Genomic DNA, 14,992 nt, shown 5'->3' on the forward strand with positions numbered 1-14,992 from the left:
TGCGATATCAAGGCTTTCAGAGCATTGTAAACATCAAGTTGATTTGTAGCAAGTTGGCAACCTTCTAACCTAATTATTTAATTTTTTCTTTGTTTTTGTTACTACTATATATATCGCTATGATTAATAATAACTTTATACTTTTTTAAAATATATTTTATATTTTTTTACTTAAAAAAACTGATTTAGATGGAAATTTGTTATAACCCATCATTCCTGTCTGTCTTTTTTTACTTTTTTTAATGTTTTCTAATAAAGCATCTTTTTTATCTTTCATTCTAGCTTCTAAATCTTTCTCTAAGTTTTCTATTTCATACTGTAAATATAATTTATTAAGTTCGACTTTTGTATAATTAATTTTATTCATATTATCTAAACTCAATTGCCTTTTCTGAAAGATTTCATCTAGTTTTTCGTATTTTTCTGCTTTTACTGTTTCAATAATAGTCAGAGTAATATTTTTATATTCTATAAAACTTTCCTCTAAGTTCAATTTATCACCTGCTTTATATTAGATATTTATTTCATTTATGATGAACTTGTTCCAAGCATAGAGCTAAGTGCACTTTGTTGTGAATTTAAAGCATTCATTGCCGTTTCTAAAGCAGTAAATTTAGCATAATACCTAGTTGAAGCAGCATCAAGTTGACTTTGAAATTTAGTAATATTTAAAGTCTGGTTATAAACTTGGTCAGGCAATGTGTTTTTACTGGCAGTCCCTGTAGTACTGTAATCATATTGCTTATTTACAAAAATATTCATAGATCCACTTAGCGTATAAGTACCATCTTTACCTAATCCAGGCGACGCTACATAGTCCCTCAATATACTATCCATTCTTGTAAATATACCATCTTCCTTATACTTTTCTGAGCCTGCATAAGCCTGGTTAGTAGTTAAAGTGCTACTTGAAGATCCAATGAACAATTTTTTAAAGTCATCCATGTTATTTTCAATAGCAGCCTTTAATTTTGCCTCATCCGAAATTACAAGCTTACCTCCATCTGTAGTGTCTGTTGAGGTTTGTATACCTACAGCATCAGTACCATAAGCACCAAAGCTTAAAGCAACCTTTCCAGTACTGCTATCTGTACTATCATAACTACTATATACAGGTGAATAAAGTGTTCCTCGAAGTTGTGTAAGCAAACTACTTAAATAGTCATCTTTTTTAAGTATTCCCACTTTTGCTTTAGTTTCCCATGCCGTTATCTGAGTTTCACTCATACTTGTTTTTTGAGCATCAGTTAATGGAGAATAATTTTTATCTTTTGTTTCTGTTAATTTTGTATTAATTGTTGATATTATCGTATTATAATCTTCAATAAAACTTTTTATATTCTTAACAACTGTATCTGAATTTGATGTTACAGTTACATTTGAAGTATCAGTCCCTGTATTAACTCCTACCAGGTTATATGTAACACCATTTACTGCGAATTTATTAGAACTTTGAGTAGTTGTTATGGCTGATTGACCTGGAGCAGTAATAGATACAACAGCATCTGTTCCTAATTTTGTTATTGTATTTGTTTTTGTTGTAACTTCATTTGGAGCTAATCCTGTAGTTTTTGAAGATGACACCGCTCCAGTTAAACCTAACTTTGTTAATATACTATCTGTTCCACTAGTTTCAACCTCTGCTATATTAAATCCAGACGCTGAGCCATAACTTTTTGATTGAAATGAAATTTTTCCAGTTGTATCATCTATGCTCATTGTAACTGCTCCACCAGTTGCACTATTAACTTTGTCCATTAAATCTTTAACAGTAGATGTACTAGTTGAAGATATAGTTACCGGTTTAGCATTCGTAGCTGTATCATAGGATAGTGAGAAACTAGTATTCGTTGTAATTCCCAAATCTGATAATTTAGAAGTCGATGATATTCCACTATTAATATTTTTATCTACAATTACATCTGTAACTGAACCAGCTTTTAAGTCTACTGTACCTGAAGATAGATTTGTAATCTTAATATATTCAATATTACCTTCTTTAACATAAGATGCAGTAATTTTACCATTTAAACTTGATGCTGCAATATTGTTGTTTAACTCTGTTACTAACCCCTTTGTTGTACTCGCAGTTAGCTTTGGCAATGTAAGTCCTGCTGTTTTAACTCCAGCTATAGTATTCCCAGATGCGTCAACACTGCTAGCTGTTGTTACATCAAATGTTAAAATATTACTAGTCCAGTTTGAAGCTGATGCAGCTATCATTGAATTATTAGAATTCCCTTCAACTTTAGCTTGTTCGGCCAGCTTACTTACATTCACCTTATATGTTCCAGCCTTTGCAGTTGCAGATGATGTTGCTGTAACTACAGAGGTTTCATCGCTTGCCGCTGTGTTAATATTCATAGAGCTTCCAGACAACATATATTTACTTGAAAGTGGATCAAAATAATCCTGCAATCCTTTTACACCTGATATAATCCCTTTATATGCCTCCTGCTGCCACGCTAATGTTTGCTTTGCCTGGTTTGCCTTGTCTATTTTAAGTTGATAATTTGAAACCATAGACTTAACTACTGCATCCGTATCAATACCAGATGCCATACCTGATATTCTTAATAAATTAGAACTTGAAGTGATACTTGTAGTTGAAGTCGTACTTGGATAAATACTTGTCATTTACAATCACCGCCTAATTTATTTACCACCTTTAGATTTTTTATAAGCCTCGGTCCATGTATCCCTAACATCTTCAATTAATGGAATTATCTCATCCATTATTTTTTCACTTTTCTTAATATTAGCGTCTACAAGTCTTCTTGTTATAAATTCATAAACCTTCATTAAACTTTCTGCCCATTCTCCACCTTTTGCCACATCCATGGTTGACATTAACTCATAAAATATATTTTGAGTTTTAACAATATTTTCATGAGCTTTATTAACATTCTTGTCAATTATGGCCTGTCTACCTATTTTGGAGAATTTAGTAGCCCCCTCCACAAGCATTAAAAGTAATTGATCTTTTGATGCAAAATTCACACTATTGCTTTTATAAGTATTGAATGCATTTCCATAAGCGTTCATTGCCATACTCCTTCACCCCTACTTTTTAGTATCTATAAAATTTCCTAAGTTTCTTTGTTCATTTTCTAAAGTTTCTTTAAACCCATGTACATCATATTGCACATCTTTAAATGCTCTTACAGTTATTTTGTGTTTCTTTTTATATTTTAATAACTTACCACTAAATTCTTCATAGGCCTTTGAATTGTCTTTATGCTCTCTGTCTTTATTTATTGCTATCTCACCTTTTCTATGAACTATACCAGATTTAGTTGTCTCTTTAACTCTTCGTCTTATTTCAACATCTATTTTGTTTAATTTAAACTCCATAATATTCCTCCCAACTTTATTCGAGTGGGTAATGACTTTTCAAATTATAAATTACGCTTTTTTATCCATTAAAATACCAGCCATTTCACACATTTTAGCTACCATATCGAGTATTTTTTTTGATGGAATTTCTTCAATTACTACATTAGTATTATTATCAACAACTTTTATAATCATTTGGTTAAGAATATCATGCTTTTCATATTGAAGATGGGTACCTTCACCCTCTAGAAATCTATTTATTTTATTAACTGCATTTTTAATTTCTTTTTCACTATTTTCTTTTTCAGTAATTAACTTATTGTTTTCAGAAGATTTTAAAGTCCTAGTATTCTGTTCCGTTTTATAAAATTTATCTAAATCAATGAAGTCATTCTTAATGTTACCCCCAATATCCATATTCCCCCCCCATTTGGTATCTAATTTTTCTAAGGCCGATGTATTAAAAATTGTAGCTCTTTGATTTTCATCAATAACTTCTTTATAAAGTTCACTCCTTAAAATACCAATTTCTCTTGGAGCATTTATAGCAATTTTTACAGAAGCATTTTCAACCTTAATTATGGTTATTTCAATGTCATCACCTATCAATAGGGATTCGCCTTTTTTTCTACCTATTACTAACATTTTTTGTCCCCCCTACTACTTTTTATAGTAAATAGAGGTTCCTTTATTTTGTACTTACCATTATCCAATATTAATTGCTCACCTAATTTTTCTTTTATATTAATAAGGATTGGAGCTTTCAAATTTGTAGTCATATTCTTAATATCAGAACTTAACGTGACTGTAGTTAATACTAAAACATCTTCCGGTTTAACTACTTCAAGTTCTTGTACATATATATCTGGTATTTTAAATTCATAATCTTGTATTACAGCATAGGGAGATACCATAACTAGACCAATTTCAATATCTTCAATTGAGTGTAATATGCTAAAAACTTCATTCTTTTCTAAGGGGAAAATTATAAATCTTTTTAACTCCTTAAATCCCGGTAATCCCTTTTTAAACACAATAACATCCTCATCACTATATTTGTGAACTCCATGGTACTTAGTTACTAACTCCATAGTAGAAATCAACTCCTTTATATATATCATGTATATACATTAAAAATCATTTTCTTTATGATTTTTTTATACTTATTTCTATTATAGATAATCGAGTAATGTAGGCTGAATTACCTTAGCACTTGTCTGAAGTGATGCAGTATATACATTTTGCATAGTAGCATATTCCATTGCTTTTTGCGTAATATCTATATTTTGTGTTGTAGATAAAATTTCTGTCATACTATCATTTTGATCATCATTTCTTGTTGAGGCACTAGTCATACTATTTTGTTTAGCACCAACCTCAGAACGCAAACTAAGTATATTAGTCATAGCTGCTTGAATCCCTGTTAAATCTTCATTTGTAAGTTTACTCTTATCGGTAGCACTTGCAGAATCAAGGTGACTAGTAATATTGGATAGTAATTTCATAAGATTATTATCACCTGCTGCATAGTTAATTACTTGATTTGCTGTTACATTATAATCCATAGTTACACCCTGTGATATTTCTACTAATAACTTGTTTGGTCCTTGACTTAATCCTAAATCTTTAGTTATAGTATTATTACCAATATCCGAGAACGTCATTGTATCTGATGGAGTAATATCAAATCCCCCATCAGCATTTGCTGCAACTAAAACTGTACTTGGGTCAATATACCCAGTATCTCCCACTCCCTTTGCTCCATTTGCAGTTTTTATTGACGTTTGAATGCTCCCTTGAAGCGTAGCTGCTGCCTCTTTCATTGTTGTTGGTGTATTAACACTAGTAATAGCAGCAGATGTCGTTACTTGCATTGACACTCCATTTATGGTCATGTTAAATGAAGACCCTAAAGCTACTGGTTTACCAGCATAAGTAAGTGTAGTTGTAGGTGTAGTTGTAGTTCCTGAAGTTACAAGTTTGGTAATTGCCCTTGGCTTTATATTAGTAACTAATTCAGTATTCCCACCTACAACCTTTGTACCCACCGGTTTAGTTGTTGCATTTGTTCCACCAAATAGATATTTACCATCAAAACTTCCATTAAGTGTTTGTGAAATTGACGCAACCTCTTGATTTATTACATCTTTAACAGCTGTTAACTCATCACTTGTGTAAGTCCCAGTGGATGATTGTAATAATCCTTCAATTTTTCCAATAGAATCACTTATATTGCTTAACGCCGTATCTGTCAAATCAAGCCAATTACTTGTGTCCTTGATATTGGTGTTGTATTGCGTATTTGCTGCAATATCTGAATTTATTCTCATTATTTTTGAAGCTTTAGCTGGATCATCAGAAGCTTTGCTTATTTCCTTACCAGAACTCATTTGATTTTGAATATTACTTAAATTACTTAGATTTGTTCTCATGTCTCTTAAAAAATTATCTGAAAGCATCTTATTTGTTACTCTCATATTATCACTCCTAAATTCGACTCTTTAGACTAAAAAAATTATTTTTTTAATCCGTTAATAATTAAATCAAGCAATTCATCAACTGTTGATATAATTTTTGCATTAGCAGCGTAAGCATGTTGATATTGAATCATATTAGCCATTTCCTCATCTAATGATACTCCTGATACTGAGCTTCTTGACTCCTCAAGTGAGGAAAGTGATGCTTCATTATTTTTAACATTTCGTATTTCTGCCTGAGTTTTTACTCCTAAATTATTAACTGTATTTGTAAAATAACCACTTGCCGTCATACCATTAGGAAGTGAACTAATTGTACTAATTCCAGTTGTAGCATCAACAGCAAAATTACCATTTAGAAATTGTGCTCTCGTTGTTGCTGTACCTATACCCTGAATATCTAGTTTTACATCTCTAAGATCTGCAATAGCTAATGCTCTAGTCCCATCATTTGTTCCTGCAGTGTCACCTACTCCAGTTTTTATTAACGTAACATCACTAATAATTTTTGGATTAACTGTAATGTTGCCTGCCGTTATGCCTTCCTCAGTACCACCAGCAACTCCATTAACAAAAAATGGAGTTGTGTCCTTGCTTGCATCACTTTCTCCGCTTTCTACTGCATTCACAGAAAATGCAATGCCCTTAGCTAAACTATTTAATTGATCAATATAACTATTTATATCAGTTTGAACTGTAGTGTATCCACTTAATTCTCCTGTTTTTGATTCAAAAAGTTTATATTCAGCTGTGGATGTAGCAGCAGCTACATTACCACCGTCAACTGCTGGTATTTCAGTTCCAACAGTTGAGTCACTCCCAATAAATTCTGTGCCTTTAAGTCTGCTTCCACTTTTATTTATAGCGTACCCTTCTTTATCTGCCCAAAGTACCCTTCCTTGATCTAAACTTGTATATTGATCTTTACTTAACGCCATTGTCATTGTTACTTTATTTGCATCTGATGTTGTATCTCCACCTTTGTAATATGTAACATCATAACTTCCAGTAACGCCAGTCGTAGGTACAATACTACTTACATAAGAAAATCTATTTACTTCATCATTAGGATTTGACTTTACAAGGTATGCATTATCCATACCTCCAGAATCTGTAGGTTTAAGATCCTCTCCTGATAAAGTTTTTTTATCAATTGTTATGCCGAATTTCACGCTTAACTGATCTAATAATAGATCTCTCTTATCCATTAAATCATTTGGCTGAGCCCCGGATATTTTCACATTTATAACTTGTTGATTTAACTGATTTACTTGATCAAGCATGCTGTTAATATCTACTACATCCTGCTTTATTACATCCTGAGCATTTCCTTTGAGCTTTACTAATTGATTATAAGTACTATTTAGCTGATCCGTAAGTACTTTAGATTGTTGCGATACTACAGTTCTTGTACTTGCAACTTCTGGACTTTTTGAAAGTGTTTGCCAAGCATTATAAACATTATCTAATGAACTTGATATTCCAGTATCACTAAGGCCATTAATAACGCCTTCAACTTCCGACAAAACCTCTTCACGCGCGTCCGCTGAACCTAACGCACCATTTTGTGCTCTTACACGGTAATCTAAATAATCATCTCTGATTCTTGTTATTGAAGAAACTTGAACACCAGTACCTAATTGTCCTGGCCCTGCTGCATTGTTCATAGATGTAGCTCCAAATGGAGTTGTAGCTTCCAAATTAGCCCTTTGCCTTGAATACCCGACCGTATTAGCATTAGCTATGTTATGAGTTGTTACATCAAGTGCTGTCTGCTGGGCACTCATACCTCTTACTGCTATATTAAAAGTTGAAAACATTCCTGACATCCAATCACCTCATACTATTTTTTACTTTACCATACGAATTATAAGTTGCTGTCTCTCTTGCTGGATTTAACACATTTAGTATCCTATTTGTAAAACTAAGTCCTTGTCTTAAAAGTAACTCATTTGTATTTTTTTGAAGTACTAACTCTTGTAATAACTGTTGTATTTTATAAAAATTTTTTAAAAGTTCTGAATCATGTGATTCATCGATTATATCCATCATTACTCTACCTTCAGTAATTTTTCGCCTTTCCACTTCCATATATGCTATATTTTTATTTGCTTCTTTAATTTTTCTAACGCAAGATTCTAATCCAAAAATATCATTGACAATAATGCATCTGTGTTGCTCATCAAGTTCGATTAAAAGATTTTTTATAGCATTGGTTTCCTGTACAATAACCTTATTTAGCTCTTCAATCATAACTAAATATCTCTCCCTTTCATAACATCAATAATTCTTTTAGCTGTTAATTTAGGATCCACATTATAAGTACCCTGATTCACCTTATTTCTAATAGCTTCTATCTTCTCTTTTGAATTAACTGATTTATCATTCAATGCTAAATCACTCAAGTTTTTTCCTTCTGATGATATCTCAATTGTATCTTTTTTAATTACATTAACCTTTGGTTCTGTTTTAGGTGTGTTCTTTTTATACATACTAATCACATTAGGTTTTACTGCATCTATTTTCATTCTTAACCACTCCTAGCTTTTTTATATTTAAGCCTAGCTTTAATTCATCTATTACTATTATCGTATATAATCTTTTAAAGTTTATAGCTAGTTTTAATAATTTATATGCCAAACAAAAAAAGGGCAAATTCTATCCCCACCCTTTTTACATTACATTATATTTAAATTTATTTTATTCTGATAAAGTTTTGACTCTCTCTTCACCACTAATTATGCTAGTTATTCTAACTCCAAAATTTTCATCTACAACTACGACTTCGCCGTATGCTACTTTTTTTCCATTTACTAATATGTCTACTGGTTCTTCAGCAAGTTTATCAAGCTCAATTAAAGATCCAGTTCCCAAATTCAAAATATCCCTAATATTCTTTTTAGTTTTTCCAAGTACTACAGAAATTTCCAGTGGAACATCTAATATTAAATTAATATTTTTAGGGCAATTATAAACTGGAGACTCTGTCAAAGGCTGAAATGATGCCTTGTGAACATCTACTTGTGGCTGTGGCCTTTCAATTGGCTTTGAGTAATATTCTGCTTGTTCACGGTTTGTAGGCCCTGCAGGTTCACTTGTATTATTTGGTGATTGATTTAATTTAAGGTCTTCATAAGATTGTTTAACCTTAGGTATTTCCATTTCACTTTGAACTTTCGCTACTTTAGGAACCTTGGTATCTTTTTCTGTTCCCATCATAATCGATACTATCTTTTTAGCAGTTTCTATTGGAAGTATTTGCATTATAACACTATCTATTAAATCACCTATAGTCATTTTAAATGCTACTTGAACAACTTCATCATTTTCATTTATACTATCACTTAAAGATGAGGTAGTGTCATCCCATATTTTAGATTGTGGTGGTGAAATATTTACCTGCCTTGAAAACATTGTCGCCATGGATGTTGCAGCAGAACCAATCATCTGATTCATAGCTTCAGATACAGCACTTATTTCAATTTCTGATAGTTCAAGTTTGCCTTCTACATTACCATCACCACCCATCATTAAACTAGCTATAACTGCCGCATCAGTGTTCTTCATTACTAAAAGATTACCGCCTGTTATACCACTTGTAAATTTTACGTCTAATGCAATATTCGGAACCGTAAATGTGCTTCTTAATTTTCTAAGTGTACTTATTGTAACTATTGGTGTTGCAATATTTACCGGCCTACCAACTATAGTCGAAAGAGCTGTTGATGCTGAGCCCATAGAAATATTTCCAACTTCACCAAGCAAGTCCTTTTCACTATCTGTTAGTTCAGTTGGTTCTGTAGATTCAGTGCTTCTATTTTCATCTTCACTTATATCCTTATCCTCTATTTCTTGATCTGAATTCACTGCTTTTTCAGAGTCTTTAGTTTGGTTTGAGTCCATACCGTCTCCGTTTAAGAGAGCGTCGATTTCTTCTTGTGAAAGAAAGCCGTTACTCATAATTTTCCACATCCTTATCTATTATATCTATAATCTGAATTCCCTTGTTTTTACCTATAACACCAGGTTTACCTGTATAACACCATTGACCCTCAATGAGTACTTTAATTGGACTGTCACTGGGCTCATCTAATGTAATTACATCCCCTACCGTTAATTGTAGAAATTCATCTATAGTAATATTTGTATTACCTAGAACTCCGGTTATTGGAACACTTACTATATTTAATCGGTCCTTCAATTTGTTTCTAGAATCGCTTACAATTTCTTCGTCGTTTTCTCTAAACCAATATTGAACAACTAGTTTATCAATTACCTTCTCTACACTCAAATAAGGTATACAAATATTTACAAACGAGCTACTATTATTCATTTCTACCGAAAAAGTAATTAGAGCAACCGGTTCGTTAGGAGATAATGTTTGATTAAGAGCAGGATTTGTCTCCATAGCTATGATTTCCGGTTCTACTTCCAAAACATCTTCCCAAGCAATCTTTAAGTTAGCTAAAAGTCCCGCATTAACATTCCTTAATATATTTTTATCAATTTCTGAAAATTCTTTTATTTTAACTGATCTAGTACCCATTCCTCCTAAAAGTATATCTATTATTTGAGAAGAGAACTGCGGATTAGTCTCAAACAATATAGTACCGTTTAATGGTGGCATTTTAAATATAGTTAAAATAGTAGAATTAGGAATTGAATGAATAAATTCATCATAGGTTATTTGCTCAGTAGTTTCTACTTTAACCTTTACATTATTTCCTAGCTGAGCAGATAAATAACTCGCCATTAATCTTGCATAATTATCATGAATGAGCTCAAGCGCTCTCAAATGATCTTTTGAGAACTTTTGAGGGCTTTTAAAATCGTATAATTTAATTTTATGTTTTTCCTCTTCATTTGGGATTTGATCTGCTTCTATTTTCCCAGATGACAAGGCAGATAAAAGTGAATCTATATCACTCTGTGATAATACCTCTGCCATATTCCAACCTCATCTCTCTGTTCATGTTATGATTGCTATGTACAAATAAAATTTATTTCATAGCTTATCCATTTTATATTTCAATAAGTTTTGCAATATCAATTAATGTAACTATTCTATCTTTAAAATTTATAATACCTTTAATATATGTTTTGTTTTTGTCAGTTTCAATCTTTTCAATCAACCCTTCGTCAATCTCTAATACTTCATCAACTTGGTCTACAGTTACTCCAACTGACTCTTCTTTCAGATTTAATATAATAATATTTTCTTGATTTCCTTCGCCTCTCTCGATATCTAAAAGGAGATTTATATCTAAAAGAGAAATTATATTTCCCCTTAGGTTAATCAAGCCTTTTATGTATCCTTTAGACTTAGGTACTTTTGTTATTTCCATCATATCATTAATGCTTTGAACTTTCGATGCTTCTACTGCAAATTGTTCTTCATTAACTTTAAATACAACTACTTGCATAACCTTACCCCTCCTAACCTAGAACTTTTTTTATTGCTTCAAGAACTCTATCTGATTGGAATGGTTTAACAATGAAATCTTTTGCCCCGGCCCGTATAGCATCCATAACCATACTCTGTTGACCCATAGCACTACACATAATTATTTTTGCAGCAGGATCAAAACTCTTAATTTCTTTAACAGCTTCAATTCCATCCATCTCAGGCATTGTAATATCCATGGTAACGATATCTGGTTTTTCTACTTTGTATAATTCTACACCTTTTAATCCATTACTTGCTTCTCCTACAACTTCATATCCGTTTTTTTCCAATATATCTTTTATCATCATTCTCATAAATGCAGCGTCATCAACAATTAATACTCTAGCCATTTTATAATACCTCCAATTAATTTACACCTAGTGAATTTAATATTTTTTCAAGAGATCCCGGCATTGGTATATAATAAAAATGCCCTCTTATTTTTTGATTTTCCTGTAAAAAGTTTGTTTCTAAATCAAGTACATACTCATCAAACTGACCTGACTCAATAAAAGTTGTTGAAAGTATTGCTGCCATCATATCTAGTGCAACTGCTGGCACAGAAGGTCTAATTTCAAGGTTTGTAAGTGATGCTATTGCATTCATGAAAGAGCTAGAGACAATATTGCCTATTTCGCACAATGCCGAATTTCCAAGTTCTGTTATTTGTTCTTGCTCTTTCCCAATAAGTCCTGATATGATTTTTAGAGCAACATCCCTTTCTAAAGTAAACAGTATATTACCCGGTATATCTCCTAGCACTCTCACAATAACACCAATTACTACTACCTCAACGTCTATACTTGAAAATATAGTATCAAATGGGACAATATTTACTGCGGGCACACTCATATCAACTTTTTCATTCAATAACTCTGATAAAGCAGTAGCTGCATTTCCTGCACCAATATTTACTACTTCTTGTAAAACATCAAGTTGCATAGTAGTAAGCTCTGAATAATCCATATTATGTCCTCCTTAGACTAACGCAGCAACATCAAGTATTAATGTAACTAATCCATCCCCTAAAATTGTTGCTCCTATATATTCCTTTAATCCATGTAATGTTTGCCCTAATGGCTTTATTACAATTTCTTGTTGTCCTAGGAGCGAATCCACTAAAAGACCTACTGTTTTTTCTCCCACTTTTACAATAACGATATACTTCTTTGTAGTTTCAACAATCTCAATCTCCATTTTTTCATTTACTCTTACAAGTGGAATTACACTATCATTGTATACAATAACTTCTTTATTATTAGTTTTCTTAATTAGCTCAATTTTATAATCTATTACTCTATCAATATATCCAAGCGAAATAGCCATAGTTTCACTCCCTACTTTTACAAGTAGTGCCTGAATAATTTGTAGTGTCAATGGTAATCTTATAATAAAAGATGTACCTTTGTCAATCTCACTTATTGCATCTACCGTTCCGCCAAGTGCACCAATTTTAGTTTTAACAACATCCATGCCCACTCCACGCCCAGATATATCTGTTACTTTGTCATTAGTACTAAATCCTTGTGCAAAAATCAAATTTTTCACATCAGCATCTGTCATACCTTCTGTATTTATACCAGCTTCATTTGCTTTTACCTTTATTCTCTCTACATCAAGGCCGGCACCATCGTCTTCTACCTTTATAATAGCTTTAGTACCTTCAGCATAAGCTATAAGTTTAATTGTTCCAACTGGATTTTTTCCTTTAGCAATTCTATCAGCACTTGATTCAATTCCATGATCTGCTGCATTACGAAGTAAATGAAGTAGAGGTTCCCCTATTTCATCAATAACAGTCCTATCAAGTTCCGTCTCTTGTCCTTGTATTACAAGCTCCATATCTTTATTTAAATTTTTCGATATATCGCGAATCATCCTTGGAAATCTATTAAATACTACTTCAAGTGGCAACATTCTAATCTTCATTACCAAATCTTGAAGCTCAGACGTAGCTCTAGCTACTTGTTCTAAAGTTTCATTTAAATCAGTTAGTTTATGAACACTACTTATTTGTTCTAGTCTTGTTCTATGAATTACAAGTTCTGATACCATATTCATAAATTTATCTAATCTATCTAGTTCAACTCTCACAGATTGATGAGCTTTTTTATGAGCTACAACTTCTTTCTTGTCTTTATTTTTAGTCTCCACTATAGGTTTGATTTTCACTTCTTCTATTTTAACTTCAGGAGTTTTTTCAATTCCTTTAACTTCCCCTAATTTATCGACTAAAGTAGCCGCAGTGCTGTCCATATAAACATCTTCCACATTCACTTTTTCCACTTCAGATATATTTAGCAAAGTATCAGTAACTTCAACTTTTTCTTTATTAGTTATATAAATTAAATTTATTTCAAATCCAAAATTTTCATCCTCTAAATCCTCAGCACCAGGCACAGATTTTATTATCTCTCCGTATTCTTCTAAGCTCTTAAAAATAAGGAATGCCCTAGCTGCTTTAAGTAGAGTATTCTCACTTATTAAAATATTTACGGTAAATGCGTTATACATTTTTTCCTTTGCTTGCTTTATAACATCAATATCATATTCATCGAGAGTAACTCTCTCAATTTTATCGTTGTTGCTAATTTCTTGTGGTGTGTTTTCAATTTTCTTTTCATTGACCTTAGGATTTTCACCAATCTCCGCCATTTCATGTAAATCCTTCAATATCTCATCTATTGAAATATCTTCTGAAATATCTTCTGAAATATTATTCACCATTTTTTCTAAAGTATCTAGACACCTGAATAGAACAGTAACCACTTTTTCAGTTACTTTAAGTTTCCCCTCACGAAATTCAGATAAGATATTTTCCATGTTGTGGGTCAATTCAGCCATTTGACTAAAACCCATAGTGGCTGCCATTCCCTTTATAGTATGTGCTACCCTAAATATTTCATTTAACTTATCTATATCTTCTGGGTTTTGTTCGAGCTCAAGAAGCGACTCATTCAATGTTTGCAAATTTTCCATAGACTCTTCTAAGAACATTGACATATATTGTGATGTATCCATTTTATCCCCCTCAGTACTCATTATCCACATTATTTTTTAATGTTTGTCCATATTATATTTTTTTATAGATAAATGTGGATGCTTTTTCAAATCCATACTCTTTGTAATTATATATACTTTCAGTGGCACCTACAAATAATAAACCACCTTTTTTTAATGAATCACTTATTTTTTTATATATTTTATCTTTAACATCTTGATTAAAATAAATAACAACATTTCTGCACACTACTAAATCAAAATTATTATCAAATTTATCTAAAATAAGATCATGTTTCTTAAATTGGACCATTTTTTTAATGTTAGGACTAATTATATATTTATCCCCATTAACTACAAAATATTTGTCCATAAACTGTTTTGGAACATTTTTAACTTCTGTATAAACATATTCTCCATTTTTTGCTTTTTGAAGTATAGTACTATCAATGTCTGTAGCTATAATTTTATGATTTCCTCTAGAATTTAAATTATCTACAATCATAGCTAATGAATAAGGTTCAGCTCCAATAGAACATGCTGCACTCCAGATTTTAAGTCCTGAATTATATGGGAGTTCTGATTTAACTTTCTTTGAAAGTTCATCAAATATTTCAGGGTTTCTAAAAAACTCTGTTACATTTATTGTTATAAAATCTAAAAACTTCTGCTTTTGAGCAGGATCTTTTTTAAGTAAACTAATATACTCTTCTACAGAGTTAACCCCCACTCTT

Annotated in this window: 17 protein-coding genes and 1 pseudogene; all 18 read right to left on the reverse strand. The window is 31.8% G+C overall.

The window, feature by feature from the left end:
- Nucleotides 1-156 precede the first annotated feature (156 nt).
- Nucleotides 157-492, reverse strand: a complete 336-nt coding sequence (locus Q0649_RS09480) for a hypothetical protein (protein ID WP_298840743.1) — start codon at nt 490-492, stop codon at nt 157-159.
- A gap of 35 nt (nt 493-527) precedes the next feature.
- A complete protein-coding gene (gene fliD / locus Q0649_RS09485; RefSeq protein ID WP_298840745.1) occupies nt 528-2,636 on the reverse strand; it encodes a flagellar filament capping protein FliD in 2,109 nt (702 codons plus the stop codon).
- Nucleotides 2,637-2,654: 18 nt separating this feature from the next.
- The gene (gene fliS, locus Q0649_RS09490; protein WP_298840782.1) at nt 2,655-3,044 is read right to left on the reverse strand and encodes a flagellar export chaperone FliS; all 390 of its coding nucleotides are present in this window, start codon (nt 3,042-3,044) and stop codon (nt 2,655-2,657) included.
- A gap of 18 nt (nt 3,045-3,062) precedes the next feature.
- On the reverse strand, nt 3,063-3,353 hold the full coding sequence (locus Q0649_RS09495; RefSeq protein ID WP_298840748.1) for a hypothetical protein: 291 nt from the start codon (nt 3,351-3,353) through the stop codon (nt 3,063-3,065).
- Between the two features lie 51 nt (nt 3,354-3,404).
- On the reverse strand, nt 3,405-3,752 hold the full coding sequence (locus tag Q0649_RS09500; protein WP_298840785.1) for a flagellar protein FlaG: 348 nt from the start codon (nt 3,750-3,752) through the stop codon (nt 3,405-3,407).
- A 21-nt stretch (nt 3,753-3,773) separates the two neighbouring features.
- Nucleotides 3,774-3,980 (reverse strand): annotated as a pseudogene (gene csrA / locus Q0649_RS09505) (carbon storage regulator CsrA); the annotation flags it as partial.
- Nucleotides 3,974-4,426 (reverse strand): flagellar assembly protein FliW, encoded by a 453-nt coding sequence (gene fliW / locus Q0649_RS09510; RefSeq protein WP_298840788.1) that lies wholly within the window; start codon nt 4,424-4,426, stop codon nt 3,974-3,976. The pseudogene csrA and the gene fliW, both read right to left, overlap by 7 nt.
- Before the next feature lie 81 nt (nt 4,427-4,507).
- Complete coding sequence (gene flgL / locus Q0649_RS09515; protein WP_298840751.1) at nt 4,508-5,812, reverse strand: flagellar hook-associated protein FlgL; 1,305 nt, start codon at nt 5,810-5,812, stop codon at nt 4,508-4,510.
- A gap of 38 nt (nt 5,813-5,850) precedes the next feature.
- Nucleotides 5,851-7,641 (reverse strand): flagellar hook-associated protein FlgK, encoded by a 1,791-nt coding sequence (gene flgK / locus Q0649_RS09520; protein WP_298840754.1) that lies wholly within the window; start codon nt 7,639-7,641, stop codon nt 5,851-5,853.
- A 4-nt stretch (nt 7,642-7,645) separates the two neighbouring features.
- Nucleotides 7,646-8,065: a flagellar protein FlgN gene (locus Q0649_RS09525; protein WP_298840757.1), complete on the reverse strand. Its 420-nt coding sequence runs from the start codon at nt 8,063-8,065 to the stop codon at nt 7,646-7,648.
- 2 nt (nt 8,066-8,067) lie between these two features.
- A complete protein-coding gene (locus Q0649_RS09530; protein WP_298840760.1) occupies nt 8,068-8,340 on the reverse strand; it encodes a flagellar biosynthesis anti-sigma factor FlgM in 273 nt (90 codons plus the stop codon).
- A 172-nt stretch (nt 8,341-8,512) separates the two neighbouring features.
- The gene (gene fliY / locus Q0649_RS09535; protein WP_298840762.1) at nt 8,513-9,772 is read right to left on the reverse strand and encodes a flagellar motor switch phosphatase FliY; all 1,260 of its coding nucleotides are present in this window, start codon (nt 9,770-9,772) and stop codon (nt 8,513-8,515) included.
- Entirely contained in the window at nt 9,765-10,760 is a 996-nt protein-coding gene (fliM, locus tag Q0649_RS09540; RefSeq protein WP_298840765.1) for a flagellar motor switch protein FliM, read from the reverse strand. The genes fliY and fliM overlap by 8 nt, the downstream gene beginning before the upstream one ends.
- Nucleotides 10,761-10,833: 73 nt before the next feature.
- Nucleotides 10,834-11,235, reverse strand: coding sequence for a chemotaxis protein CheW (locus tag Q0649_RS09545; RefSeq protein ID WP_298840767.1), 402 nt, complete (start codon nt 11,233-11,235; stop codon nt 10,834-10,836).
- Between the two features lie 13 nt (nt 11,236-11,248).
- Complete coding sequence (locus Q0649_RS09550) at nt 11,249-11,608, reverse strand: response regulator (protein WP_298840770.1); 360 nt, start codon at nt 11,606-11,608, stop codon at nt 11,249-11,251.
- A gap of 16 nt (nt 11,609-11,624) precedes the next feature.
- Complete coding sequence (locus tag Q0649_RS09555) at nt 11,625-12,224, reverse strand: chemotaxis protein CheC (protein ID WP_298840773.1); 600 nt, start codon at nt 12,222-12,224, stop codon at nt 11,625-11,627.
- Between the two features lie 12 nt (nt 12,225-12,236).
- Nucleotides 12,237-14,279: a chemotaxis protein CheA gene (locus Q0649_RS09560; protein WP_298840776.1), complete on the reverse strand. Its 2,043-nt coding sequence runs from the start codon at nt 14,277-14,279 to the stop codon at nt 12,237-12,239.
- Nucleotides 14,280-14,331: 52 nt separating this feature from the next.
- Nucleotides 14,332-14,992 (reverse strand): protein-glutamate O-methyltransferase CheR (locus Q0649_RS09565; RefSeq protein ID WP_298840779.1); only part of this gene is annotated, 661 nt, incomplete at its 5' end.

The organism is uncultured Clostridium sp., assembly GCF_937920395.1.
In the GTDB taxonomy this organism is placed as follows: Bacteria; Bacillota; Clostridia; order Clostridiales; family Clostridiaceae; genus Clostridium_AD.

Coding starts and splice junctions, on each gene's coding strand:
- fliD (WP_298840745.1), bottom strand. CDS start 2,636: ATGACAAGTATTTATCCAAGTACGACTTCAACTACAAGTATCACTTCA.
- fliS (WP_298840782.1), bottom strand. CDS start 3,044: ATGAACGCTTATGGAAATGCATTCAATACTTATAAAAGCAATAGTGTG.
- Q0649_RS09495 (WP_298840748.1), bottom strand. CDS start 3,353: ATGGAGTTTAAATTAAACAAAATAGATGTTGAAATAAGACGAAGAGTT.
- Q0649_RS09500 (WP_298840785.1), bottom strand. CDS start 3,752: ATGGATATTGGGGGTAACATTAAGAATGACTTCATTGATTTAGATAAA.
- fliW (WP_298840788.1), bottom strand. CDS start 4,426: ATGGAGTTAGTAACTAAGTACCATGGAGTTCACAAATATAGTGATGAG.
- flgL (WP_298840751.1), bottom strand. CDS start 5,812: ATGAGAGTAACAAATAAGATGCTTTCAGATAATTTTTTAAGAGACATG.
- flgK (WP_298840754.1), bottom strand. CDS start 7,641: ATGTCAGGAATGTTTTCAACTTTTAATATAGCAGTAAGAGGTATGAGT.
- Q0649_RS09525 (WP_298840757.1), bottom strand. CDS start 8,065: ATGATTGAAGAGCTAAATAAGGTTATTGTACAGGAAACCAATGCTATA.
- Q0649_RS09530 (WP_298840760.1), bottom strand. CDS start 8,340: ATGAAAATAGATGCAGTAAAACCTAATGTGATTAGTATGTATAAAAAG.
- fliY (WP_298840762.1), bottom strand. CDS start 9,772: ATGAGTAACGGCTTTCTTTCACAAGAAGAAATCGACGCTCTCTTAAAC.
- fliM (WP_298840765.1), bottom strand. CDS start 10,760: ATGGCAGAGGTATTATCACAGAGTGATATAGATTCACTTTTATCTGCC.
- Q0649_RS09545 (WP_298840767.1), bottom strand. CDS start 11,235: ATGCAAGTAGTTGTATTTAAAGTTAATGAAGAACAATTTGCAGTAGAA.
- Q0649_RS09550 (WP_298840770.1), bottom strand. CDS start 11,608: ATGGCTAGAGTATTAATTGTTGATGACGCTGCATTTATGAGAATGATG.
- Q0649_RS09555 (WP_298840773.1), bottom strand. CDS start 12,224: ATGGATTATTCAGAGCTTACTACTATGCAACTTGATGTTTTACAAGAA.
- Q0649_RS09560 (WP_298840776.1), bottom strand. CDS start 14,279: ATGGATACATCACAATATATGTCAATGTTCTTAGAAGAGTCTATGGAA.